Below are 25,265 nucleotides of genomic sequence, written 5' to 3'. Positions count from 1 at the left end.
ATGGAAATTGCACGGTGCTTCTGTATATTGACGCGCCGGGCGAACGATCTGCTTCGCGATTCGCGCAATGTCGCTGTAAGCCTTGAAAGACACAAGTATCTTGAACGCCGAGAATCGCAACGCCGCCTCACTGCAAGTGGACGACCAGGCTGATGGCTCGGGACAGCGTGTGCGTCTTCAGGGAAATTGGCGCAGCGCCTACATCCATCTGGTGCTGCGCGATTTCGAAAAGCTCCTGCAGAAGAAGACCGGCGACCTGACGGTAGACCTCTCGGACATTGCGGAGATCGACACAGCCGGCATCTGGCTGCTGTGCCGGCTGAAGAAACAAGAAGAGGCTGGCGGGCGTACGGTTCGCTTCGAAGGCACCAACCCGCATATCGACGAAATGCTGGAGATGTTTTCCGAGGAGCCGGCCAAGCCCGAGCCGGAGCAGACTGAAAAAGTATCGCTTGCCGCGCGCATCTTCGCGCCGATCGGCAAGATGACCTACGACCTCTGGGACAATTTCGCCGCCTCCATGTATATCCTCGGCTCGGCGGTGCGCGGCGCGCAGATGAAGTTCGGCCGCGGCAGCGGCGTTTCGCCAGCCTCCATCGTCAACCAGATCGACCATATGGGCGTTCGCGCCGTTCCGATCATCTTGCTGATGTCTTTCCTGATCGGGGCCATCATCGCCCAGCAGGGCGCCTTCCAGCTGCGTTACTTCGGCGCTGAGGTCTTCGTCGTCGATCTCGTCGGCATCCTGCAATTGCGCGAAATCGGCGTGCTTCTGACGTCGATCATGATCGCCGGCCGTTCGGGCAGCGCCATCACCGCCGAAATCGGCTCGATGAAGATGCGCGAGGAGATCGACGCGCTGAAGGTGATGGGGCTGAACCCGATCGGCGTGCTGATTTTCCCGCGGCTGGTGGCGCTGACCATCGCGCTGCCGCTCTTGACGGTGCTCGCAAATTTCGCTTCGCTGGGCGGGGCTGCCGCTGTCGCCTGGGGCTATTCCGGCATCACCTTCGCCAATTTCCTCTCGCGCCTGCATGAGGCGGTGACCCTGTCGACGGTGCTCTCAGGCATGATCAAGGCGCCGTTCATGGCGCTGGTGATCGGCATCGTCGCCGCCGTCGAGGGGCTGAAGGTTGGTGGCAGCGCGGAATCGCTCGGCCAGCATGTGACGGCCGCGGTGGTGAAGGCGATTTTCGTCGTCATCCTGATGGACGGGCTTTTTGCGATGTTCTATGCAGCGATCGATTTCTAGGATGGCGGACCGCGTGGACGAAAAACCGATCGATACGGAAGACAAGGACGAAAGGGACATCGTGCTGTCGGCGCGCGACGTCACCGTCGGCTTCGGCTCCAAGGTCGTGCTCGACAATCTGAACCTCAATATCTACCGCGGCGAGATCCTGGGCTTCGTCGGCGCGTCCGGCACAGGCAAATCGGTGCTGATGCGCACCGTGCTCCGGCTGCTGCCGCGCCGCTCCGGCACGATCAAGATCCTCGGCCAGGATTTCGACGAACTCGACGAGCCGCAGCGCAACGCGCTCGACATGCGGCTCGGCGTGCTGTTCCAGCAGGGGGCGCTGTTCTCGTCGCTGACAGTCAAGGAAAACATTCAGGTGCCGATGCGCGAGTATCTCGACCTGCCGACCTCGCTGATGGACGAGCTGGCGCATCTGAAGATCCGTATGGTCGGGCTTGCAGCCGATGCCGCCGACAAATATCCATCCGAACTGTCCGGCGGCATGATCAAGCGCGCAGCCCTTGCGCGCGCGCTGTCACTCGATCCGGAACTCGTCTTCCTGGACGAGCCGACCTCCGGCCTCGACCCGATCGGCGCGGCCGAATTCGACGAACTGATCGCCAACCTGCGCGATAGTCTGGGATTGACCGTGTATATGGTCACGCACGACCTCGACAGCCTGTTTTCGGTCTGCGACCGTATTGCCGTGCTCGGAAAGAAGCGAGTAATGGTGGAAGGCACGATCGACGACATGCTGGCCTATGACGATCCGTGGGTGCAGGCCTATTTCAAGGGCAAACGCGCGCGGTCGATCGTGCCGCAGAACGCTGCTGCCGCGCGGCACGACAGCAGCGGAAAGTGACCGGATAAGATGGAAACCAAAGCCAATTACACGATTGTCGGTTTTTTCACGGTGCTGGTGATCGCAGCCGCCTTCGGCTTCGTCTACTGGATGGCCGAATATGGCCGCGGCGGCCCGATGACGGAACTGATCGTTCGTATTCCGGGCTCGGCCAACGGCCTCAGCGTCGGCTCGCCGGTGCGCTTCAACGGCATCCAGATCGGCTCGGTGCAAACGCTGTCGATCGATGCCGACGATCCGCAATATTCGCTGGCCTTCACCCAGGTGCGCACCGATGCGCCGATCTACCCCTCCACCAAGGCCGCCCTGGAAATCCAGGGTTTGACCGGGGCTGCCTATATCGAACTGTCAGGCGGCCGCAAGGGCGAGGAAAGCATCCTCCAGCATGCGATCGACAACGGCAAACGCGCCGTCATCGTCGCCGACCAGTCGAGCGTCACCAATCTTCTGGCGACGGCCGACAAGATCCTCGATCGCGCCAACGACGCCGTCGGTGAACTTCAAGGTTTCATCGAGGATTCGCGCGGGCCGCTGACCGAGACGTTCAAGAATGCCGAAACGTTCTCGGATGCACTGGCCAAGAATTCCGGCAATATCGACGCCTTCCTGCAGAGCGTCGGCCAGCTCTCGGAGACGGTGAAGGCGGTTTCCGGCCGAGTCGATTCGACGCTTCAAGCCGTCGAATCGCTGGTCAAGGCGGTCGATGCGCAGAAGATCGACAACATCGTTTCCAATGCCGAGAAGATTACCGCCAATGTCGCCGATGCCTCGGGCGACCTCAAGGGCGCGATCCAGAAGTTCGACCAAACGGCCACCACCTTCAATGATTTCGGCAAGCAGGCGCAGGCGACACTCGACCGCGTCGATACGCTCGTTGCCCAGATCGATCCGGCGAAGGTGAAGGGCTCCGTCGACGATATCTCGCAGGCGACCAAGGATGCGCGCGCCGCCGTCGCCTCGATCCGCGATGTCGCCAACACGGTTTCGGCGCGTCAGAAAGATATCGACCAGACGATCCAGGACGTGTCGCAGCTTTCCAACAAGCTGAATTCGGCCTCGACCCGCATCGACGGCATTCTCATCAAGGTCGATGCGCTGCTCGGCACCGACAATACGCAATCGCTGTTCGCTGAAGCGCGCGATACGCTGGAATCCTTCAAGAAGGTCGCCGACAACCTGAATTCGCGCATTGGGCCGATTGCCGACAATCTGCAGAAATTCTCGAGCGGCGGCTTGCGCGACGTGCAGACTCTCGTCAACGACATGCGCGGAACCGTGAGCAATCTGAACGATACGATCACCAACTTCGACCGCAATCCGCAGCGCCTGATCTTCGGCGGGGACACGGTGAAGCAATATGACGGCCGGACGCGGCGTTAACTGGGAAATCAAGGGTAGCCTAATATGGTCGCATCGCATCTGTTGTCGCACCGTTCTTGGATCAGGGGAACGGTGATCGCGCTGCCGCTGACGGCGATGATTCTTTCGGGGTGCGGCACCGCGGCCAAGAACGACACCTATGACCTGCCCGCCGCCGTCGACGGCAGCGGACCCGCGGCCAAATCCCGCCAGATCCTGATCGCCAGCCCCACAGCGCTAAGGTCGCTCGACAGCGAGCAGATCGTCATCCGTGTTTCGCCTTCGGAAATCCAGTATCTCTCAAAGGCGCAGTGGGGCGACAAGCTGCCGCGCATCGTGCAGTCGAAGCTGGTGGAAGCCTTCGAGAACTCGGGCAAGCTCGGCGGCGTCGGCATGCCGGGGCAGGGGCTGGCGATCGACTACCAGATCGTCACCGATATCCGCTCCTTCGAGATCGATGCTTCGAACGGCAACCAGGCGGTGGTCGAGATCTCCGCCAAGATCCTCAACGATCGCAATGGCTCGGTGCGCACTCAGAAGGTTTTCCGGGCCATGGCGCCGGCCGGCGGCGACAATGACGGCTTCGTCAAAGGCCTCGATCGCGCCTTCTCCACGGTTGCCTCCGAGATCGTCAGTTGGACCCTGCGCTCAATCTGAACTGGAATTCCGCGGCCACCCCGTGAATATCGGGGGTTGTCGATTGTGAAAATTATTTGATCCCATGGCATAGGGGTCGTCATCGTATTCAATTTCTTCATGAATTTGTGGAACGCATCATGTTATCGCTGTCAGGAGGCATGCTGCATGGTGGCTGCACGAGTATTCGGGAAATCGTCATTGGAGGCGATCCAACGCGAAAATGATCGCCTGGCTGCGCTGCAGCAGCTCGATCTCCTCGACACTCCGAGGGACGAGGGCTTCGAGCGCATCGTACGCCTGATAAAGGAAATCTTTTCCATCGACATCGGCATTGTGTCGCTGATCGATGCGCATCGGCAATGGTACAAGGCTTGCTCCGGCCTTTCGGCCGACGAAGTGTCGCGCGAAGACACGTTCTGCCGCTACGTCGTGGACTGTGAAAGGCCTGTTGTCGTGCAGGACGCCACCAAGGACTCGCGGTTTTCACAGCATCCTTCGGTGACGGGCGAGGACAATATTCGTTTTTACGCCGGCGTGCCGTTGAGAACAAAAGCCGGGCACATGATCGGAACGGTATGCGCGATCGACCGCAGGCCACGATCGTTCGGCAACAGAGATCTCGGCATTCTCGAGGAACTGGCGGGGGCTGCGATGGACCGCATCGAGCTCATGCAGTCGGCCGCGATTGACAGCCTTACCGAGGCGATGACGCGGCGGGCCTTCAAGCAGGAGGCCGATCAGCTCATTTCGCTCGCTCTGCGGCACAAGCACGACCTCTCATGCATCGTCTTCGATATCGACCATTTCAAGAAGGTGAACGATACGCATGGACATGCCGCCGGAGACGAGGTCCTCAAGGTGGTGGCATCGACTTGCAAGGCGACCCTTCGAGCCGGTGATCTGTTCGGCCGTCTTGGCGGCGAGGAATTTGCCGTCATCCTGCCGCATGTCGATCGGGAAGGTGCCGTCGCAGTCGCCGAGAAACTCAGAGCCGCCATCGCCTCTCAGATCATTCGCGGCGATCATGGCGCTCTGACCGTTACAGCCAGCTTCGGAACTTCGGCACTCTCGATCGTAAGCAAAGAGATCGAAACCCTGCTGGCTCAGGCGGATGCGGCGATGTATCAGGCCAAGCATGGCGGACGGAATCGTTGCGTGTCGTGGAGTTCCATCCACGCCGATCACGCCATTGGCGCTCGACGGCGGGTGCTGAAGGCGGGTTCGATCCTGTTCAACGATCGACGCTCGACCATCGACTGCACAGTCAAATCCATTGGATCGGAGAGCGCCGGCATTTCGGTCTCCAATACATCAGGCATTCCTTCGGAATTCATTCTGGCCATCAAAGGCGAAGGATTCGAAACGAATTGCAGGGTGATCGCGCAAGACCGGCAGCATCTGGAAGTGGCTTTCAGATAACCCGTTAGAGCGCCGTGCGTCCTTTCGGACGCATTAAGGACGCTCTAACTCTTTCAATCCTCGTATCGTGCTTTCCGAAAATCGATTCCGATTTTCGGGCCGATGCGCTAGCAAAAACCTGCCGGCAGGTGTCTGCTCATCGGGCCTATTTGGTCGGCTGCGAATCCGTCATCGTCGCTCCCGGCTGGCTGCCCGGTGTCGTGGAAGCTGTGGCGGTCGATGACGGCGAGAGAGTGCTGTCCAGCAGGCTTGCCATCTTGTCGTCGCGTATGCTCGCGGTCTTTTCGCCCATGACGACGCCGACCACGCGGCGGCCATCCTTCAGCGCCGACGTCACGACATTGTAGCCTGATGCGTCGGTGTAGCCGGTCTTGATGCCGTCGACGCCGTTATAGCGATACATGAGGTTGTTATGTCCGCGCAGCTTCATGCCGCGGAACTGAAAGCCGCGCATGGAGAAGAGCTTGAACTCCTCTGGGAAGTCGCGCATCAGCGAAACGCCGAGTGTCGCCATATCACGCGCCGTGGTGACCTGCTCAGGATCGGGAAGGCCCGACGGATTCTTGAAGACCGTATCCTTCATGCCGAGCTGACGTGCCTTGTCGGTCATCGCCTTGGCGAAAGCTTGTTCGGAGCCGCCAAGCTGCTCGGCGATCGCCACGGCCGCATCGTTGGCGGACAGCACGACAATCCCTTCGACCGCTTCGCGTAGCGTCACCTTGCGGCCGGCGCCGACGGCGAGCTTGAAGGGCTCCTTGCTCTCGGCATTTTCCGACATGGTGAGCTTCTCATCCCAGTTGAGGCGTCCGTCATGCAGGGCCTCGAAGGCGAGATAGAGCGTCATCATTTTGGTCAGCGACGCCGGATAGTTCAGATCGTCCTGATTGGAGCCTTCAAGGACCTGACCGGACTGCACATCAACGACGAAGCTTGCCTGGCCTGCCTGAGCCAGAGTGAAAGCGCCCATCAGGAAAACAGAAGAGAGCGCGGTGGCAAGGAGCCGGGATGTCGTCTTGGTCATCAATGTTGCTGTCTCTATCGTTTGGATGGTGGAGTGAGCCATTCGCTTTAATGTGAGCGGATCAGAAAAGTTTGTGACGGAATGAAGGACAGGGGGCAATAAAAAAGGATCATCCACAGCTGATTCCTTTTGTCTCACCATTCAGGCTTTGGCCTTGCCGACGTCGAGCGTCTTTCGGCCTTCAGCGAGGAATGAAGCGTCGGATCTCGCACAATCCTTGCGGGCACGCTCATTTCGATCTAAGGCGCTGGAAGACAGCATTGCGCTGCGTGAGGTGGGATTTCTATGATGCGCTCGGCAATGGTTTTGGGCGTTGGCATATGTGTGCTCATCTTCTCTGCTCTTTCCAGCCTTGCGTCATCTGGACGCGTTGCGCTGGTGATTGGCAACTCGGCCTATAGCCGGGTCGAAAAGATTCGGAACCCGGAAATGATGCGACTGCTATCGGCGCAGCGCTTCGGCGAATGGGTTTCGAGGTGACGGTCGTCCATGATGCGACAAAGGTTGAATTCGATTCCGCTCTGTCGACGTTTTCCGATGTTGCGGCCGGGGCAGATATTGCCGTGGTATTCTACGCCGGACACGGAATGGAGCTTAACGGCTCCAACTATCTCATTCCGACAGATGCCACTTTAAGCACAGATGTGCAGGCGACCTCTGAAACCGTGACGTTGGACAACGTTCTGGATGCTGTTCGCAGCGTCAAAGGTCTTCGCATCGTCCTTCTCGACGTATACCGCAAGAATCCCTTTGTGCTGAAAATGAAGCCAAACGGAGCCAGCCGTTCCATCGGACGAGGGCTTGCGGGGATCGAACCAACGCCGAATTTGCTCGTCAGCTATTCGGCGGAGGCGGGCGCCACTGCAAATGGCGTCGATTCCGATCACAGCCCCTATACCGAGGGCCTGCTGAAGTTCCTAGAGATGCCCGGGCTTGAGGTGAATTTTCTTTTCAGACGCGTCTCTGCCTATGTCCGAAATAAAACCGATGGCCAGCAGACACCGTTCGAATATTCCAGCTTGCCCGAGGAACCTGTCTATCTCAGCCCATCCTCCGCCACCAATTTGCCGGCTACCAAAGCTCAAATGGTTCTCTATGAGGAGAGAGTTGGGATGCCGGAGCCGACGGCATTGGCTGGCTCGGTGACTTGGTCAATCGATATGCGGACTGACGCCAAGGGCCACTCCGATCCAGTCGTGCGGGGCCACATGGAAATTCCGCAGCGTAACCTGACGGCTGTACTGACGCTGGAAAGAAATACGGATCCATCGATCGCTGCGAGCCATCTCTTCGAACTATCGTTTCAGATCGCGGCAGGATTTGAAGGAGGAGGAATTAATAGTTGGACGAGCATGTCGATGAAGACCACGGAAGGCGCTCGCGGTGACATGTTGATAGCCGTGGCCGGCAAGGTCACTGACACTCTCTATATGCTGGCGCTCAATGGTTTGCCTGATGCTCGCGCCAAAAACATCGAATTGCTTTGTAAACGCCGATGGATTGATTTGCCGATCTTTTATCAGAACGGCACACGAGCGCTGCTGACGCTTGAAAAGGGCGAGGATGGTGAGCGTGTGTTCAATCAGGCAATTCAGGCTTGGGCGTCAGATGATCTGGCCCGGACTGATGGCGGCAATGCTCAATAGAAAGATGGCAGCATCATATCCGGTCTACGAACTGCCGCCCTAGTTTTCAGGTTCAGACCGCGGCCCATGGTCACCAACGAAAGCCGCCTGACGTCAGTTCAAGGGGCTTTCTCCCATTCGACGATCGAATTGGCCTCCGTTCGCTCGGGCGGTTTTCGCCCGAGGGTATCAGTCAGTCAGGCTCAGCCGAGCCTGCCTGCGGCGTGGGCGAGCATGGTGTAGACCTTGCCCGTATCCGAGGTGAGGTAGGACTGCGTCACCGTCCGGTTCGGGTCGGTGCGGGCGACGTCGGCGAGCAGCTTTTCGAAATCACCAATGTAGCGGTCGACGGCGGTGCGGAACTCCGGTTCGCGGTCGTATTTGCGCTTGATCTCGTCGAAGGTCTGTTGGCCCTTCAGCGTGTAGAGGCGGCGGGTGAAGACGTCGCGCTCTCCGCGCTGGTATCGACGCCAGAGATCGACCGAGGCGTCATGGTCGATGGCGCGGGCGATATCGACCGAGAGCGAGTTCAGCGATTCGACGACGTGACGCGGATTGCGGCTGTCGTTGCTGCGCGCGACCGGTGCGGCAGTTTCCGCCGGGCGGGCCGGAGCACGGGCAGCCGCCTCGTCGGCGGCCTCCTCACGCGATGCGCCACGCAGGAGGTCGCTGATCCAGCCGCCGCTTTCCGGACGCGCGGGCTCCTGACGGCCTGTTTCCTGGCGAGTGGGGGCAGGCTGCGGGGCGGCGCGCTGGGGAGCGGCGGCCGGCGCAGATGGTGCGATCGTTCCGCGCAGACCTGCCGCTTCGATCGGCGGGGGTGCTGCCGGCTGCGGCGGCTGGGCTGCGACCGGCTGGGCGGGACGCGGGGCAGGCTGCACCTGAGCGAGCGTGCGGGCGACAGGCTCGGAGATCTCGAGCTGCTGGCTGGAGCGGCCGACGAGCTGGGAGATATCCTGCAGCGCCTTGATCTGCTCGGCGACGGCCCGGCGCATGGCCGAGGCGCTTTCCTTGGCTTCCTCGGGAAGATCGAAGGCGCCACGCTTCAGCTCGGCGCGAGTGGCGTCGAGCTCGTTACGGATGTCGGCGGCGGAGCGGCGGATATCCTCGGTGGCGCCGGAGAAGCGGCCGACGGCATCATCGATCGCTTCGCGCAGCGCTTCCCGCATGTTCTGGGCGGCACCGTCGGAGGCACGGCCGGCTTCCCCGAGCATACGCTCGACTTCCGACAGCGAGGCCGTGAGACCGCCGCGAATGCGATTGGAGAGATCGCCGGAACGGCGTTCGACATTGGCGAAGGTGCCGTCGATCGTCGTATTGGCCTCGTCGCCGGCGCGGGTGATCGCCTCGCGCATCGTCTCTGCCGCTTCCTGGGCACGCTTCTCGGTTTCGGTGAGAATGCGGCCGATATCGGCGAAGGAGGATTGCACACCTTGGCGCAGATTGCCGGTGACCTGGTTGGAGCGTTGCTCTGCCCGCTCGAACACAGTCTCGATCATGCTGCCGAGGCCTTGCATGGTCTTTTCGATCTCGGCGGAGCGCTGGACGAGGCCGACAGAGAGTGTCTGCAGCGCGCTCTCGCGCTCTTCGAGCGTCGAGGCGAGGTTGGACTGGGCGGCGCCGAGAAGCTGCGAGGCCTGAGTCAGGACCTTGGAGTGTTCGTCGAAGCGGCCGATGATCCCGCCGACCTGCGCCAGCGTCTGGCCCGAGATGTCGGAGAGGCGGTCGATCTTGCCTTCGAGGAGCCTGGTCGAGGCGGAGACCATTTCAGCGGCCTTGGTGGCGGAGTCGGCAAAGCGCGTGGTGGTGTCGCCGAGAAGGCCGTCGACGCTGGCCAGTTGTTCGGCGGAGCGGTTCATCATCATCGCCATCGCCGCACTGCTTTCCGACATGCGCTGGACGAGGCCATTGACGTTGCCGACCAGGCTATTTTCGATGGCGCTGACGGCATTGGCGACATTCTCGGTGCGGGCGGCAACGGCGCTGGCGAGTGCTTCGTTTTCGGCGCGCAGACGGTCGGCGCTGAGATTGGCCGCGGCGGTGATGCGGGCGGCGGCCTGCTCGCCGGCATCGGTGTAGCGGTCGATGATCGGGCGGGCCGTTTCGTCGAGGATGCGCGTCAATTCGACCGAACGGCCTGATAGCATCGAGTTGAGGTCGCGGGTGCGCTCTTCGAGCGTCGAGCGGATCGAGTTGCCGCGCGTTTCCAGTGCCCGGTCGATGTCGGAGAACGTCGTATCGATCTCGCGGGCACGCTCCTCGAGATTGGTGCGAATGGCGCTGCTGCGCGCTTCGAGCGCCCGGTCGACATCCGCCATGGTGGCGGAAATCTCGCTGCCGGCGCTCGACAGTGTCGAGCGGATGGCATTGCCGCGTGTCTCCAGAGACTGGCCGGCATCCGACAGCACCTTGGAGATGGCATTGACCTGCGTGCCGACGATGGTCTCGGCCTCGGCGACCTTGTTGACGATGGCGTTACCGGCTTCCGAGAAGGTCTGGGCGACGGCAGCGGCCTGGCTTGCCAGCCGGTTCTGAGCTTCAGCGACACGGGTGACGATCTGCGACGAGCGCTCATCCATGGTGCGGGTGAATTCGTCGCTTTTCGCATTGAGATCCTCGGCGAATTGCTGGCCGGTCTTGCCAAGCAGTTCGGTGGTTCTCGTCGCCTCGCCTTCCATTCCCTGGGCCGCGTCGGCAACCGCGCTGCGCAGCGTCGAGGCGAGACCGGCGGCCTTGCCTTCGATGGTGCGGTTGACGGCCTCGAGGCCGACGGTCAACGCACGGTCCATGGTGGAGAGGCGTTCCTCGATGCGTTCATTGCCGCGGTCGAGCGTTTCGCCGAGGCTCGCGGTGCGGCCCTCGATGGCGCCCGTCAGGCTGGTGGTGCGGCTGTCCAGCGTCTCGGCTAGATTAGCGGTGCGGCTGTCGATCGCGTGGGTGAGGTTTGCAGCACTGCCTTCGAGCGTCGCCGAGATGCGCCGAGTGGTATCGTCGCTGAGCGCGCCGAGACGGGAGACGCCGTCGGCAAGCACGCCGGACAGCTGGCCGGTGGCCGCTTCGACCTTTTCGGCAACGCCGCCGACGCCGTCGCGGATGCGGGTCTCGATCGCTGCGAGACCGGTTTCCACACGTGATCCGGTTTCTTCAAAACGGCCCGTCAGGCTTTCGACCGACCGATCGAGATGGGCGGAGAAATTCTGGGTGGAGCTCGAAATCGCATGTGCCGCCTCCTGGAAGCGGCTGGCGATCTGGCCGGCGCCGGCATGCATGCGATCTTCCAATGTCTGGGCGCCGGCATCGATCGCCTGGCGGATCGCAGCTTCACGGTGCTCCAGCGACAATTCGAGCATGCCGACACTCGTCGCCACCGATGTGCCGATGCTGGTCGCCTGTTCGGCCAGCGTATCGCTGATCAGAGCATGGGCCTGGTTCAGCGATAGGTCGATGGCGTTGGCGCGGTCTTCGAGCGTCGTGCGGATGCGCTCATGGGCAGAGGCGAGCCCACCCTCGATGCGCGCTGCGGCCTCGTCGGCGAGGCCTCCGAGCCGTGTATGTGCATCGGTCAGACGGCCTTCGATGCGGCCGGTCAAACCGCCGACGAGATCCTCGAAGCGGGCGCCGCCGGTATCGAGAACGCCCGAGAGGGCGGCGCTATGTTCGGAAAGCGCATTTTCGAGCCGCTGCTGATTGTCGGTATAGGCGGTGCGGATCGCATCGGTCTTGTCGGAGAAGGCGCCGGCGACTCGTGCCTCGGCACCGGAGACGGCCTCCATAATGGCGTTGCTGCGGGCTTCGAGCACACTGTCGAAGCGGCTCTGGTTATCGTCGAGCGAAATGGCGAGCGCCATGGTCTTTTCATCGAGCGTATCGGTGAGCCGGTCGTGGGTTGCCGTCACGGCGCCGATGATCGCGGCGGTGCGGTGCTCCAAGGCTTCCTCGAGGCGGGCCTGGCCTTCATTCAGCGAGGCGGCAAGGGCGGCGGCCTTCTGGTCGAGCACACCGTTCAGGCCTTCGTGCGTGCCGGAGACCGCATTGGTGATCGCTTCGGCGCCTGTTGTCAGCGTCTCCTCGAGACGGCTCTGGCTCTCGTTCAGCGAGATGGCAAGCGCCATCGCCCGGTCGTCAAGTGTCTCGGACAGGCGGTCGTGGGTGGCGGAGACCGCATTGAGGAAGGATTCCGAGCGGCTCTCCAGCGTGTCCTGCAGGCGGCTCCGGCCTTGGTTCAGGGAGGCGGCGAGCGCCGTCGCCTTTTCGTCGAGTGTGTCCTCGATACGCGTCTGAGTTTCGTTGAGCGAAATGGCGAGCGTCATCGCCTTTTCGTCCAGCGTCTCGGAGAGGCGATCATGGGTGCTGGAGACGGCATTCAGCAGAGCTGCGGAGCGGGTTTCGAGCGTATTCTCGATACGGGCCTGGCCTTCGCTCAGCGAGGTGGCAAAAGCTGCCGCCTTGCCGTCCAGAGTCTCCGAGAGACGGTCATGAGTGCCGGAGACGGCGTTCAGAAGGGCCGCGGAACGGGTTTCGAGCGTGTCCTCGATGCGGGCCTGGCTCTCGTTCAAGGTATTGGCCAGCGCCATGGCCTTCTCGTCGAGCGTCTCGGCAAGGCGATCGCGCGTGCCGGACACGGTGTTCAGCAGCGCCTCGGCGCGCGCTCCAAGCGCATCCTCGATGCGGGCATGGCGCTGGTCGAGCGAGGTCGTAAGGGCGGCCGCCTTGCTGTCCAGCGTTTCTGACAGGCGATCATGCGTGCTTGATACGGCGTTGAGAAAGGCCTCGGAGCGGGTCTCGAGCGTATCCTCGATACGAGCCTGGTTTTCGTTGAGCGAAATGGCGAGAGCCATCGCCTTTTCGTCAAGCGTCTCGGAGAGGCGGTCATGCGTGCTTGATACCGCATGCAGCAGCGCTTCGGAGCGGGTCTCGAGCGTGTCCTCGATGCGGGCCTGGCTCTCGTTCAGAGAGATAGCGAGGGTCATCGCCTTTTCGTCGAGCGTCTCGGCAAGACGGTCATGGGTACCGGAGACGGCATTGATGATGGCGTCGGAGCGGGTCGCCAAGGCTTCCTCGAAGCGGCCGTGATGGGTGGTCAGCGCCTCGACGAGCGCGCCACCGCGCTCTGCCATGACGCTGTCGATACGGCCGTGGGCCGTGCCGAGCGCTTCGCTGATTTCGGCCGCACGGGCAGTAAGCACGCCGCTTAGTTCCTCGGCGCGACCGCCGAAGGCAGTGGTCACCTGCTCGGTTCCGGCGGCAACGGCAGTCGTCAGATCGGTGGTGGTGGTGCGCAGAGTGTCGCGGAATTCGGCCGAGCGTGTCTGAAGGTTGTTCTGCAGCTCGGAGGTACCGGTCGCAAGCGTCAGCGCGATGTCAGACGTAGCGCTCTGCAGCGCCGAGGTCAGTTCGCCGGTGCGGCTGGTGAGTACTGTGGTGATTTCGTCCGCGCGGCTGCCGAGGGTGCTTTCCAGGACTTCGTGGCCGGTGGCGAGCGTGGTGGCGAGCGCCAGCGACTGGTCGGTCATCGACGAACCAAGGCGGTCGATGCCGGAATTCAGGATGCCGTCGATCGAATCCGAGCCGCCGGTCAGCGTCTCGTTGATACGGGCGAGGCTCTCCATCAGCTTGGTGTCGAGCGAGCCTGTGCGTTTGTCGAAGGCGCTGGTGAATTCGGCGACGCGTTCGTCGAAGGCGGTCGACAACTGGGCGACAGTCGTCTGCAGCCGCTCCTCGAAGAAGCCGGAGCGCACGTCGAGATCCATGACGGCGTCGTCGGCGGTGGTCTGCAGGCTCTGGCGGAAGCTTGCACCCTTTTCGTCGAGCGCGCTGTTCAACTTCGACAGCACGTCGTCAAGCGTGCCGCCGATCGTGCGTTCGCCTGACGTCAGGCTCTCGTTGATCTCGCGGGTGCGGGCGATCAGGATCTCATTGAGCTGGTGCGTACGCTCGTTCAGCGCCGCATTCAGCTTTTCCGTGCTGCTGTCCATGGTCGAGGCGCGCGTCTCGAACTGGCTGAGCAGCCTTTCGCCATGATCGTTGAGATTGACGGAGAGGGCTTCGAGGCGGTTGTCGAATTCGGTGGCCAGCGCAAAACCCGATGCGTTCAGTGTCTGCAACAGGGTATCGGTCTTGGCTGCGAGCAGGCTGCCCATCGACTGCAGGGCGCTGTCCGACTTTTCCAGGATCGTCGCGGCGCGTGTATCGATCAGCGAGGCGAAGGCTTCGCCCGATGTGGCAAGCCGTACCGCGATCTCTTCGGTCGCAAGCGACAGCTCTTCCTTCAACTGGTCGTGTACGCTGCCGATCGAGGTGCGGATACGATCGGCATGGTTGACGATCGCTTCGCGCTCGGAGCCGAGTTCGTGGACGAGGCCGCGCACGCGCAACTCGTTGTCGGCATAGGAACGTTCAAGGGCATTGACTTCGGAATGGACGAGCGTTTCCAGCTCGGAGGCACGGGCGATGGTGCGCTCGATGCCCTCATTCATGGCAGAGACCTCACGGCGCACGGCCTGGCCGACCGTCATGATGCGCTCGGAGGCGATGGTTTCTGGCTCTGCCAGGCGCAATGCCACCTCTGCCATGGAGCGGGCGGCGTTGCGCATGTCCTGAGCGCGGGAGATCATAATGGCGAAGGCATAGAACATCATCACGGGAATGACGATGCCGACGAGGCCGGCGATGACGCCGGGCAGGGCGACGAGATCGGCGAGCGAACGGATCTGCCAGATCTGCGGAGAATAAAGCAGCGACATCAGACCGAGGCCGGCCATGACCCAAAGCACGGAAAACAGGGTGGCGGTACGCACCGCCGAGCGGCTGGAGGCGCCGTCAAAGGATTTCAGGATCGAGGCGGGCGTATTGCGGCTGGCATCGTTGGCGGGCGCGAAGGTCGGGCCCCTGGAAGCCTGCTCGCCGGCGGCACCGCGGCGGCTACGGCGCTGCGCTTCTTCCTGGGCCTGCTGATTGCGCGCATTTACTGGATCAGACACATTAGCCTCCGGGGCCTGGGGCGCGTCGCCGCGGCGAGACGGTACGTTATCCTTGCTGAAGTCGATCTGGAGCGCCTCGTCCAATGCCTTGAACGCCTTGTCCTCAATCGACTCGTTATATTTGTTGTTCGCCATTCGGGTATGCCTCGTTACTGTCAGCCGGCCCAACCGCGCATCCGGGGCTTCCGCCTCACCCGGGAACAACTTTGCCGTTCCAGCCTCCCATCCCAACGAAGGACGGATAAGCATGTCATTTCAGAGTAGATAGCCGCCTTTTCAAACGGAAGGTATCAAAACACTACCATTATCCACTCGCTCGGCAAAGGCGCGTACCATAAACCCGCTCCACCAGTATCGTAGTGACACATCTGAGCTCTTCACACAATTAATGAAGGCTTGAGATTCACGGCCCGTTAACCCGTTGTTAACATCTTTGAATCCTAGACACCGCTTAAAAACCAATAATTTAGGGATGTTTAACGGACGTTAACCATATGGCGAGATTTCCACCCTGAGTGTGCCGGAATTTAACGTGATAGCCACCCTCCTGACGCAGAACTGTTGCAACTGCGGACGACAGAGACGGGAGAATTGGCAATGGCAGCCCAGATGGCAGCATTGAACATCGTATTCGAGGCGCCGGATAATGCAAAGGGACCGTGTCCCTCGAAGGTCCGGCCGATCGATCTGGTCCATCTCGCGAAGCAGACGATGGGCGACAAGACGCTGGAAATCGAAGTCCTTCAGATGTTTGCGCGCCAGGCCCGTGCATGTCTACAGGATATTGCGAGCGGTGAAACCATCCGTATCGGGGCAGCCGCGCATCGGCTGAAGGGCGCGGCAAGCTCAGTCGGCGCGTTCCGCGTGTCGCAGACGGCGGAAGCGGTCGAGGAAACCGGCGGCGATGCCGGCGCGACGGCAGCGCTGGGTGCCGCCGTCATCGACGCCGAGAATTTCATCCTGAAGCTCTGCCGCGGCTGATCTCTAAGTCTTTATTTAATGCATGTCATTGTCCCAAAACCGCTGCACACTGTTGGACGACTTGCAGGAGATAGTGTTTTAACGAGGCCCGTTGTTCCATTGCGGAACCGCGGGTCTTTTTGCGACGTCCCGTATGACGCTTTGAAGACGGCGGGCGAAGGCCCGATCTGCGAGGCTATGGCGGATTTCGCCAATATTGACTGACGCGTCGAATTGTCGGAAGAAAATCCGCCCACCCACCTGAAGACCGGAAATAGTCCTGATGCCCAAACTTACCATCGTCGCCTTCGACGGCACGCGCTTCGACCTCGACGTCGACCAAGGCTCCACCGTGATGGAGAATGCCGTGCGCAATTCGGTGCCCGGCATCGAGGCCGAATGCGGCGGCGCCTGCGCGTGCGCGACCTGTCATGTCTATGTCGATGAGGAGTGGACGGAAAAGGTCGGCCAGCCGGAAGCGATGGAAGAGGACATGCTCGACTTCGCCTTCGATGTGCGCCCGACCTCGCGGCTGTCCTGTCAGATCCGGATGAAGGCTGTCTATGACGGGCTCGTGGTCCACGTGCCGGAACGCCAGGCCTGAAGCACGTCACGCTTCAAACGTCGCCGAAACATTCGATATCAAAAAAGACGCCTCGCGCGCTTGAGCGAGCGAGGCGAGGCGGGCGCATTACCTACGGATGAGGGAGGAACATCCGCGGCTTCGGAACGCGCCAGGAGAACCCAGCGATGAAAGTGCAGATGCCGTACCTGAACTTTCGAATGTGTTCATATTAACGCGTTCCGGTTGAGTCTGCCAGGATGAAAAATGACCATTCAATCGCTGGGGAGGGTGCAAGTTTCGCACAAGTTTCGTTGTGCAGCTAAGGTTTTCCGCTCGCAACCAGATTGAAAAAGCCTTATTTTTCGCCGGCTCGACCGTTGATTCGATTATTCAGCAACCTCAACATTCGCTTCTGAAAATTGACCGCCTCGACTCGGTCGAAGCGAGCCTGCTGCCGGTCGTGCTCCTCTATACCGCGAGCTGATTCGTTGGAGACGAGTTCCTGCATGGCTTCGCAGTTGCGCTGCTGCCGTAGCGCCCGTATGGCGCGCTCCATGGCGCGGGCCTGGTCGCGGGCGATCTCGGCATGGCGTTCCTCGTGGCGCTTGATATCGCTCGATAGCGCGTCCCAGATCATCGACAGCTCCTTGCTGGCGCCCTTGCGGCTGCTCCAGCGCGGCAGGATGATCTGGGTGTGGACCGTGACCTTGACGTTGCCGACGCGGCAGCGCCCGTTATCCTGGATATAGGTTGCCTCGCCGCCGAAGCGGATCTTCGTAGCGCCGGGATGGCGCGCCGAGGAACCGCTCGCCGTCGGGCCCCGCCGGCTGAGTTCGCGGTCGAGCTCATCCGCTGTTTTGCCGCGAATGTCGAAATAGGAATAGCTTTTCGATGCGATCACTTCGGCTGCCACGGGGCTGCAAAGGGAAAGAGCAATGGAAAAGGCGATAGGAAGGACCATATAACGCACTGCAAGCGGCATTCTGAACGCAACCCGTGTTGAAATCGACAGGAGCTTGGGGCATAGCCACCGCAAGCGCAATATCGGATGGCGCTTTTTTCGTCCTCAATGGGATAAGTCTGGTGACAGGGCTCGAAGGCAGTATATGGCGTGTCGGCCATGGCCGGGAGATCGAACTCGGCCGTCGTTCGACGATCATGGCGATCATCAACGTGACGCCGGACTCCTTTTCAGACGGCGGTCGCTTTGAAACCGTCGATGCGGCGGTCGAGCAGGCGCTGCGGGCGGTGAGCGAGGGTGCCGGCATTGTCGATATCGGCGGCGAATCGACCCGGCCGAATGCAGCAACCGTCAGCCCTTCCGAGGAGCAGGCGCGCGTGCTGCCGGTCATCGAGGCGCTGCGCGGGCGCACCCAGGCGCTGATCTCGATAGACACCTATCGCGCCGAGACGGCACGGCTTGCGATCGGAGCTGGCGCTCATATCGTCAATGACGTCTTCGGGCTGCAGAAGGAGCCCGATATCGCCAATATCGCCGCGGTGACCGGAGCCGGGCTCTGCATCATGCACACCGGCCGTGACAGAGTAAAACTCGTCGATGTGATTGACGATCAGGTGCATTTTCTCGAACGGTCGCTTGCGATCGCCGCTGCATCAGGCGTCAACCGCGACCGCATCGTACTCGATCCGGGCTTCGGCTTCGCCAAGGAGACGGCGGAGGAGAACCTGGAGCTGATGGCGCGGTTTTCTGAACTTTCCCGTTTCGGCTTGCCGCTGCTCGCCGGCACGTCGCGCAAACGCTTCCTCGGCGCGGTGACGGGCCGTGAGGCACAGGACAGGGATGCGGCGACGGCTGTGACCAGCGCGTTGCTCAGACTTCAAGGGGCTGCGGTTTTTCGGGTGCACAATGTCGCAATCAACAGGGATGCGCTCGATATCGTCGATGCTATGCTCAATGCGCGCCAGGAATTCGAGAGGAAGCGGCCGACATGACCACCTACACGATCACGCTGCAGAACTGCGCCTTCTTTGCGCGCCACGGCGTGCATGACGAGGAGGAATTCCTCGGTCAGCGCTTCTTCGTCGATGCCGAACTCGATGTCGTCGCCGGCGAGGCGCTGGAAAGCGATTCGATCAACGATACCGTCAATTACGGCATCGCCTTCACCGTGATCGAGCAGATCGTCACCGGCAAGCGGCGCTACCTGATCGAGTCCCTGGCGCTCGATATCGCCAAGGGGCTTTGCGAGACATTCCCGCAGATCCGGCGGGCGAAGATCACGGTGCGCAAGCCGAACGCACCGGTGCCCGGCGTGCTCGATTTCGTGCAGGTGAGCGTTGAGCACTTTGCCTGAGGCCGCATTGCAATCCGCCACACTCGGTCTCGGCGGCAATATCGGCGACCCCGTCAAGGCGATGGCGGCCGCGCTGCAGAGGTTGGACGGGCGGGACGACTGCCGGGTTACGGCGGTGTCGCGGCTCTATCGCACGCCCCCCTGGGGAAAGACCGACCAATCCTTCTTCTTCAACGCCTGCGCCGCCGTCAAGACCAGCCTGGAGCCCGAGGCTTTACTCGATGTCTGCCTGTCGATCGAACGCGAGATGAAACGCGAACGCATCGAGCGTTGGGGGCCACGGACGCTGGATATTGATGTGCTAACTTATGGCGACGTGATCCAGGACGCGCCGCGGCTGGAACTGCCGCATCCGCGGATGACCGATCGCGGTTTCGTGCTGATGCCGCTTGCCGATATCGCGCCGGGTCTTCTCGTCAGGGGCAGGGCGGTGAGTGACTGGCTTGATGATGCCGAGGTGACCGGCATCGAGATTGCCGACGATAGCCACGACTGGTGGCAGAGCGCCTGAAGCAGGGAAGCTGAAACGGAAAACGGCGGGAAACCCGCCGCTTCAGGAAAATCCGCTGTGCGACTTGTCTACTGGATAGAACCGACGGCCATCTCGTCGACCTGGCGGGTCAGCGTCAGGCCGATCACCGGGATCATCTGGCTTTCCACCTTGACCGAAACGGTGACGTTCATCGTCTTGTCGTCGCGCACGCGGGCGATCATCGCACCATTCAGCTTGGCGCGGTTGATGCCGACAACGACGGTATCCTCGCTGACGGCGCCGGAGACGACGTCAAGGCCCTTGCCGGCGGCGCCGTCGAGGAACTTGCCCTTATAGCTAGAGCCCGACTGCGAGATGACGGCGGTCATCGGCTGCTTGAAGACGCCGACGCGGCAGGTGCCGTCGAGCTTGATGCCGGCGCTGCTGTCGCCGGTGGGCTCACCGATCAGGTTGCAGGTGAATTTCGTGCCCTTGTACTTGCCGGCGACGATTTCGCCGGGACCCTTCCAGGAGCCGGCGACGGAATCGAAGAAGGCCTTGTCACGGGTTGCAGCGGTGGCTGCCGGAGCGACATCTGCAACGGGAGACAATGCCGCGGCGGCCAGGCCGCATACGATGAGAAACTTGCGCGAATACATGGATTTTCCTTGGCAAACACCACTCACGAACTGGCTGCAAGTTTTGCCGAAGAATGGTTAATCCTTCCTTTCGATTGTGCCGAAATGCAAGGCAATACAGGGTTTTTGCGCGGTGATTATTTTAAAATACCGTCACTAGAGCATTGAATCTGCTCAAATTTCTCTGGCATTACCTTAGGGTGGGCGAAAGCTGCGGAATCGCTGCTTCGTTCAAGGATTGTTGCCGCGCGGCGACATGGAGGGAGTGAGATCGCCGATGAAATCACCGATTCCCGGCCGCTTCAGGGCGTGGAAGGCAAGCGGGCGGCAGAGATCCATCGCCGCGATTCCGATGCGGGCGGTCATCAGGCCGTTGATGACACCTTCGCCGAGTCGGGCCGAGAGCTTCGAGGCAAGCCCATGGCCGAGCACCTGCTGGACCAGGCTGTCGCCGACGGCGATCGAGCCGGTGACGGCCAGGTGCGCCAGCACGTCACGCAGCAGGCGGAACATGCCGAGCGTGCCGGGACGGCCGCCGTACAGCTCGGCCATAGCGCGGATGAGGCGTACCGCCTCGTAGAGCACATAGAGCAGATCGACGACGGCGCGCGGGCTGACGGCGGTGACGATCGAGACACGCTTGGAGGCGTTGACGATCAGCGCCCTGGCCTTGCGATCGAGGGGAGCGAGCAGTTCGCGTTCGGCTAGCGCAATCAGATGTGGGGGATCGATGACCTCGCCTTCGGTCGCCTTCAGCGTCGCGCGACCCTTCGATGTCTCAGGATTTGCCGACAGCAGCGTGGTCAGCTGGGCGACGACGGCGCGCGCCTTGGCCGGCCGAGTCTCGAGTATCGCCGCCTCGGCTTCGGCCTTGATCTTCTGGACGGCGGCAAGGCGCATCATGCCAACGGTTTCGCGGATGACGAGGGCCAGCACGGCAAGGATGCCGATTGCCAGCACGGCAAGGGCTGCATAACCCAGCCAGTCGGCGCGGGTGAAGAGATCGCGGATCAGGCTATCGGTCCAGAGGCCGATGGCGAGCGACAGCAGGATGCCGAAGGCGCCGGCGGCGATCTTGCCGAAAGAGGTCCGACGTCTCAGCGGCGTTGCAACGGGGACCGCGCTCAGATCCTTCTCTGGATTGAGGAAGGGATCGTCCTCGTCAGGTGTGACAACGATATTTTCGGAGAAGCTTTCCGGTTTGCGCCGCCGCTCTCCTTGCCGGCCGTTGTCGCGCAGCTCGGCAGCCTCGTCCTCATAGGTGAAGGCAGCGGGTGCGCGGCGCGGCGGATCGGACGGGGGCTTGCTCATGCGAGACGGTCTCCGAACAGGAACTGCATGGCGCGGTCGAGGCGGATATGCGGCACCGACAGCTTGATGCCGCCGCCGGTTTCCTCGAGTTGCGGCGGGCGGAACCTGACGACGTTGACATCGGGCAGTTGCAGGCCGGTGTCGCCCGCGGCGAGGCGATCGAACAGGCTTTCCGGATCCTCAGGCAGGTCGCCGGGGAAGATCGCGGTCTTTCTCTGGCCGTCAAAGCGCTCGCCGGCGATGGTTTCGCCCTCCATCGGCGTGCCGACGATGACCGGCAGTTCATGGCCATCACGTTTGACGGTCGCTTCGCGGGTGGCGCGCACGGAGGCAAGCGCCATGACGTCGATTCCGGCGCCTGCCATGCCGATGCGGTCGATGGCGCGATCCACCAGGCGGCGGGTCAGGGCATCGAGCCGGTCGTGGCTTTCATGGTGGAGATGGTCAGCCTTGGTGGCGGCGACCAGCACGCGGTCGATGCGGCGCCCGAGCAGGGAGGAAAGCAGCGAATTGGTGCCAGGGCGGAAACAGGCGAGCACATCGGTCAGCGCGCGTTCCAGATCCTGCACGGCTTCGGGGCCGCGGTTCATCGCCTGCAGTGCATCGACCAGGACGATCTGGCGGTCGAGCCGGGCGAAATGTTCGCGGAAGAAAGGTTTGACGACGACCGATTTGTAGGCCTCGTAGCGCCGCTCCATCATCGTCCAGAGCGAGTTGCGGCCAGGACGCCCGTCCGGCGGCAGCGCTAGCGGCGCGAAGGTCAATGCCGGCGACCCGTCGAGATCGCCGGGCAGAAGCAGGCGGCCGGGCGGCAGGGTGGAAAGCGAGCGCTCGTCGGCCTTGCAGGCCTTGAGATAATCGGCAAAGGAGGTGGCGAGATCGCGGGCGACCATCTCGTCGGCGCCGGCATGGATATCGGCCGTGCGCGTCAGCGCCAGCCATTGGCGTGACAGCTCGGAGCGGATGCCGGTTTCGGCGAGCGCGATCGTCTCTTCGCTGAAGGTGCGATAATCCTTGCCGAGCAGCGGCAGGTCGAGCAGCCATTCGCCGGGATAATCGACGATATCGATCGACAGGCGGCCGGGCGAAAACAGCCGGTTCCAGCCGCTGGCGCTCTGATAATCCAGCGTGATGCGCAGTTCGGATATGGCGCGGGTCGAATCCGGCCAGATACGGTCCTTCACCAGTGCGCGGATATGGTCCTCGTATTGAAAGCGCGGGACGGCATCGTCGGGCTGCGGTTCCAGCCGCACCGCCGAGACGCGACCGGATTGCACCGGCTCGAACAGCGGCAAACGGCCGCCATTCAAGAGATTGTGGACCAGCGAGGAGATGAAGACCGTCTTGCCGGAGCGGGAGAGGCCGGTGACGCCGAGCCGCACGGTCGGATTGACGAGGCCGCTCGCCCGATCGGCGAGATTGTCGAAGGCGATGCGGGCGTCATCGGCAAAAGATGTCAGGCGTGGCGGCAAGGCGCGATTCCGGTTGGTGACTGCCTCGCAATATAGGGAGGGCGCGCCGCCCGCAAAAGAAGCGGCGCGAAAGTCTTCAGACGACCACGAAATCGGTGAGGCGCCAGACGGCGGCGGAAGCATCGTAATCGACGACGGCAAGGCCTGCCGTCGGGAAGCCGCCGGGAAGGGCGCTTACCATCGCCTCGTGACCGATCAGCGCCTCCAGCGCCTGCTCCATGGTCGGATTGTGGCCGACCAGCATGACGGCAGATTCGTCCTGCGCATCGATGATCTCGAGATAGTTGTCGACCGTGGCATTATAGAGCGCGTCAACATAACGAACCTCGAGCGTGAGGCCCATCGCCCGGTACACCGCATCGGCGGTATCGCGGCAGCGCAGCGCGGTCGAACTGATCAGAAGATCGGGACGATAGCCCTTGTCGGCGGCCTTGTCGGCGATGATTTCGGCATCGCCAAAGCCCTTTTCGTTCAGCGGCCGGTCGAAATCGCGCTGCCCGGGTTCGGCCCAGGCGGCCTCGGCATGGCGCAGGAGATAGATGCGGTTGGGCGGAGGCAGGGGTACGGTCATGGGCAAATCCAGGATCCAGCGGGCTTTTTCAGTAGCGGTTGCAATCGGCCGGCGTCAACCGTCAGCGATGCTCCAACTGCCCAAAACGCGGCTGATAACACGGCGTTTTGAAGGCGAAGCAAAAAACGCAAGCCGGAATAATGATGAGAAAATAGTCTGTTAGCCGAAAACTGTGACAGATTTAAAAATCTGTTTACCTGTCGTATTTGGCTTGAATCGCGACTAGCGCTTGGGATATACACCCGGCCAGATGAGATGTTCTTCAGGAGAATCGCGTTGAGTGAGAAGATCGATCTTAGCAATTACGTTCCCTCGGAAGAGGAAGAATTCATGAACGTAAACCAGCGTGCCTACTTCAGGGCGAAGCTGGTTGCATGGAGAAATGATATCCTTAGAGAAGCGCGCGAGACACTCGACCATCTGGCCGAGGAAAGCGCAAACCATCCCGACCTCGCCGACCGGGCGTCGTCGGAAACAGACCGGGCGATCGAACTTCGCGCCCGTGACCGGCAGAGAAAGCTGATTTCGAAGATCGACGCGGCACTGCAGCGCATCGAAGACGGCACCTACGGATATTGCGAGGAAACTGGCGAGCCGATCGGCCTCAAGCGCCTCGACGCCCGCCCGATCGCGACACTATCGATCGAGGCGCAGGAGCGTCACGAACGCCGCGAAAAGGTCTATCGCGACGAATGAGAGTTTTCATGCAGGCATGAGAGCAGAATAAGCGCCGCGATCAGATCGCGGCGCTTTTTTGTTATCCATTGTCCTCGCGTGTTGGGGAACAAGCCACAAAGGCCCGGGATCGAGCCGTTGTCGCCGCAGATTCCGTGATTACAGCCGATCTCCTGATGCCAGAGGTTTCCACGATTGCTCTCGATCGGCCTGCATGGCGAGGTCGATCACGATAAGGGTGCCATTCCTGATGCGTCGCCGCATGACGTCTGATCGGTCAGGATCTGTGCGAACCATGCCTTCATCATGAAGAGCCTGCAGCCGGGAGCGCGAAACTTTCAACTCGGACGCGAGCAGACGGTCAAGCCGTATGCTGGTTGGAAACGGGACTATTAGTTCGATTGCCAAACTCGTCCAATGTGCAGTTTCGCGCTGGATTTCTTTCGCGATTTCAAATTCAGCAAACTCGTCCACACGTTGCGACTTGTGCCGGAGAGCATCCAGGTTGAAGGTTTCCGCCCGGATCCAGTCCGGATCGTTGGATTGTAACGCGTCAAGGATTGCAGGGTCGATGTCGCGAACATTGCGGCGCTCGATGATTGGCCGGTTCCATGTCCTTTCACAGGTCAGGCATTTGTAGATAAGCCAAGCATCAAGCTTGCGACCGTTGGCGTTGAGCCGGATCTTGCCGCTGGATTGGAAGGCTCTCAGGCTTCCGCATCCACTGCATGCAATCCAAGGCTGGGGAGCTGTCTTGGGAATAATGGTCCATCGGACCTGAAGCGTATTGCACATACCGTCTTGGTCTTCCGTTCGGAAGTCCACCAAGATGGTGCATGAGAAAACCCCTTGCGGGCGCGGTGTGGCGATGTTGTGGGCGGCTGAAGAGCTGAGACAGCGGAGCTGCACATGGCACATTGTAACAATGCCAAACCGGTCTCTCGCCACCACCCGATGAACATGTTCGCATGCCGCCAGCGTGTCGCTCTGCGGCAGTACGGGTGAAACTGGAGTGAGACCGGTATTTACTTAGGCAAAGTGCAACCTCGAATGCGCCAACGCTCTTCAACCCTAGAGATAACAAATGATTGGCATGAAAGGCAGCCCCCAAGCCGCTCGTGTGCTGAAAGCCAGGGCAATGCGG

The 25,265-nt window shown here is 61.4% G+C and carries 20 protein-coding genes and 1 pseudogene; 13 read left to right on the top strand and 8 right to left on the bottom strand.

The genetic code is table 11. From position 1 onward, the window contains the following. The first annotated feature begins 82 nt into the window (after nucleotides 1-82). The 5 genes from ACD590_RS11020 to ACD590_RS11000 all read left to right on the top strand — a co-directional run bounded on the left by ACD590_RS11020 (nucleotide 83) and on the right by ACD590_RS11000 (nucleotide 5,516). The gene (locus ACD590_RS11020) at nucleotides 83-1,252 is read left to right on the top strand and encodes an ABC transporter permease (RefSeq protein ID WP_018242240.1); all 1,170 of its coding nucleotides are present in this window, start codon (nucleotides 83-85) and stop codon (nucleotides 1,250-1,252) included. 1 nt (nucleotide 1,253) lies between these two features. Beyond that, nucleotides 1,254-2,099: an ABC transporter ATP-binding protein gene (locus tag ACD590_RS11015; protein WP_003559847.1), complete on the top strand. Its 846-nt coding sequence runs from the start codon at nucleotides 1,254-1,256 to the stop codon at nucleotides 2,097-2,099. 9 nt (nucleotides 2,100-2,108) lie between these two features. Further along, complete coding sequence (locus ACD590_RS11010; RefSeq protein WP_018242239.1) at nucleotides 2,109-3,479, top strand: MlaD family protein; 1,371 nt, start codon at nucleotides 2,109-2,111, stop codon at nucleotides 3,477-3,479. Between the two features lie 24 nt (nucleotides 3,480-3,503). Further along, complete coding sequence (locus tag ACD590_RS11005) at nucleotides 3,504-4,115, top strand: ABC-type transport auxiliary lipoprotein family protein (protein ID WP_018242238.1); 612 nt, start codon at nucleotides 3,504-3,506, stop codon at nucleotides 4,113-4,115. Between the two features lie 147 nt (nucleotides 4,116-4,262). Further along, on the top strand, nucleotides 4,263-5,516 hold the full coding sequence (locus tag ACD590_RS11000; RefSeq protein ID WP_439002543.1) for a diguanylate cyclase: 1,254 nt from the start codon (nucleotides 4,263-4,265) through the stop codon (nucleotides 5,514-5,516). Nucleotides 5,517-5,661: 145 nt separating this feature from the next. On the opposite strand, the gene ACD590_RS10995 is transcribed toward ACD590_RS11000, so the two are convergent. Then, nucleotides 5,662-6,537 (bottom strand): D-alanyl-D-alanine carboxypeptidase family protein, encoded by an 876-nt coding sequence (locus ACD590_RS10995; RefSeq protein WP_130729040.1) that lies wholly within the window; start codon nucleotides 6,535-6,537, stop codon nucleotides 5,662-5,664. Nucleotides 6,538-6,971: 434 nt separating this feature from the next. On the opposite strand from ACD590_RS10995, the pseudogene ACD590_RS10990 reads away from it, so the two are divergent. Continuing rightward, nucleotides 6,972-8,183: pseudogene (locus tag ACD590_RS10990) on the top strand (caspase family protein); the annotation flags it as partial. Nucleotides 8,184-8,365: 182 nt separating this feature from the next. Here the strand turns inward: ACD590_RS10990 and ACD590_RS10985 are convergent. After that, nucleotides 8,366-15,277, bottom strand: coding sequence for a hypothetical protein (locus tag ACD590_RS10985; protein ID WP_439002542.1), 6,912 nt, complete (start codon nucleotides 15,275-15,277; stop codon nucleotides 8,366-8,368). A 462-nt stretch (nucleotides 15,278-15,739) separates the two neighbouring features. Between ACD590_RS10985 and ACD590_RS10980 the strand changes: the two genes are divergently transcribed. Both ACD590_RS10980 and ACD590_RS10975 read left to right on the top strand, forming a co-directional pair. Continuing rightward, the gene (locus tag ACD590_RS10980; RefSeq protein ID WP_017964526.1) at nucleotides 15,740-16,123 is read left to right on the top strand and encodes an Hpt domain-containing protein; all 384 of its coding nucleotides are present in this window, start codon (nucleotides 15,740-15,742) and stop codon (nucleotides 16,121-16,123) included. A 262-nt stretch (nucleotides 16,124-16,385) separates the two neighbouring features. After that, nucleotides 16,386-16,706 carry a 2Fe-2S iron-sulfur cluster-binding protein gene (locus ACD590_RS10975; protein WP_003540151.1) on the top strand — a complete coding sequence of 107 codons (321 nt, stop codon included), beginning with the start codon at nucleotides 16,386-16,388 and terminating at the stop codon, nucleotides 16,704-16,706. 316 nt (nucleotides 16,707-17,022) lie between these two features. Here ACD590_RS10975 and ACD590_RS10970 read toward each other — a convergent pair whose 3' ends face one another. After that, nucleotides 17,023-17,649: a DUF922 domain-containing Zn-dependent protease gene (locus tag ACD590_RS10970; RefSeq protein WP_439002541.1), complete on the bottom strand. Its 627-nt coding sequence runs from the start codon at nucleotides 17,647-17,649 to the stop codon at nucleotides 17,023-17,025. 101 nt (nucleotides 17,650-17,750) lie between these two features. Between ACD590_RS10970 and folP the strand changes: the two genes are divergently transcribed. Genes folP through folK form a run of 3 tightly spaced genes read left to right on the top strand, consistent with a single transcriptional unit; the run spans nucleotide 17,751 to nucleotide 19,493 of the window. Further along, nucleotides 17,751-18,620: a dihydropteroate synthase gene (gene folP, locus ACD590_RS10965; RefSeq protein ID WP_439002540.1), complete on the top strand. Its 870-nt coding sequence runs from the start codon at nucleotides 17,751-17,753 to the stop codon at nucleotides 18,618-18,620. Then, on the top strand, nucleotides 18,617-18,982 hold the full coding sequence (folB, locus tag ACD590_RS10960; protein WP_003540148.1) for a dihydroneopterin aldolase: 366 nt from the start codon (nucleotides 18,617-18,619) through the stop codon (nucleotides 18,980-18,982). The genes folP and folB overlap by 4 nt, the downstream gene beginning before the upstream one ends. Beyond that, nucleotides 18,975-19,493 (top strand): 2-amino-4-hydroxy-6-hydroxymethyldihydropteridine diphosphokinase, encoded by a 519-nt coding sequence (gene folK / locus ACD590_RS10955; protein WP_439003528.1) that lies wholly within the window; start codon nucleotides 18,975-18,977, stop codon nucleotides 19,491-19,493. Before folB ends, folK begins: the two co-directional genes overlap by 8 nt. Before the next feature lie 68 nt (nucleotides 19,494-19,561). On the opposite strand, the gene ACD590_RS10950 is transcribed toward folK, so the two are convergent. Next, nucleotides 19,562-20,113 carry a hypothetical protein gene (locus ACD590_RS10950; RefSeq protein ID WP_003540146.1) on the bottom strand — a complete coding sequence of 184 codons (552 nt, stop codon included), beginning with the start codon at nucleotides 20,111-20,113 and terminating at the stop codon, nucleotides 19,562-19,564. A gap of 9 nt (nucleotides 20,114-20,122) precedes the next feature. Between ACD590_RS10950 and ACD590_RS10945 the strand changes: the two genes are divergently transcribed. After that, nucleotides 20,123-20,260: a hypothetical protein gene (locus tag ACD590_RS10945; RefSeq protein WP_155256908.1), complete on the top strand. Its 138-nt coding sequence runs from the start codon at nucleotides 20,123-20,125 to the stop codon at nucleotides 20,258-20,260. Nucleotides 20,261-20,323: 63 nt separating this feature from the next. Here the strand turns inward: ACD590_RS10945 and ACD590_RS10940 are convergent, their stop codons facing one another. From ACD590_RS10940 to ACD590_RS10930, 3 genes are all read right to left on the bottom strand, one after another. Further along, nucleotides 20,324-21,403 (bottom strand): YcjF family protein, encoded by a 1,080-nt coding sequence (locus ACD590_RS10940; protein WP_113542074.1) that lies wholly within the window; start codon nucleotides 21,401-21,403, stop codon nucleotides 20,324-20,326. Further along, complete coding sequence (locus ACD590_RS10935; RefSeq protein ID WP_439002539.1) at nucleotides 21,400-22,875, bottom strand: YcjX family protein; 1,476 nt, start codon at nucleotides 22,873-22,875, stop codon at nucleotides 21,400-21,402. Before ACD590_RS10935 ends, ACD590_RS10940 begins: the two co-directional genes overlap by 4 nt. A gap of 76 nt (nucleotides 22,876-22,951) precedes the next feature. Beyond that, entirely contained in the window at nucleotides 22,952-23,446 is a 495-nt protein-coding gene (locus tag ACD590_RS10930; protein ID WP_018242226.1) for a SixA phosphatase family protein, read from the bottom strand. Between the two features lie 276 nt (nucleotides 23,447-23,722). Between ACD590_RS10930 and dksA the strand changes: the two genes are divergently transcribed. Then, nucleotides 23,723-24,142, top strand: coding sequence for an RNA polymerase-binding protein DksA (gene dksA, locus ACD590_RS10925; RefSeq protein WP_017964517.1), 420 nt, complete (start codon nucleotides 23,723-23,725; stop codon nucleotides 24,140-24,142). A 138-nt stretch (nucleotides 24,143-24,280) separates the two neighbouring features. On the opposite strand, the gene ACD590_RS10920 is transcribed toward dksA, so the two are convergent. Further along, the gene (locus tag ACD590_RS10920; RefSeq protein WP_018242225.1) at nucleotides 24,281-24,916 is read right to left on the bottom strand and encodes a DUF1062 domain-containing protein; all 636 of its coding nucleotides are present in this window, start codon (nucleotides 24,914-24,916) and stop codon (nucleotides 24,281-24,283) included. Between the last annotated feature and the right edge of the window lie 349 nt (nucleotides 24,917-25,265).

It is taken from the genome of Rhizobium sp. 862_C5_N1_2 (assembly GCF_051811205.1).
Classification (GTDB): Bacteria; Pseudomonadota; Alphaproteobacteria; order Rhizobiales; family Rhizobiaceae; genus Rhizobium; species Rhizobium leguminosarum.
This window is presented reverse-complemented; position numbering and strand designations above follow the sequence as displayed.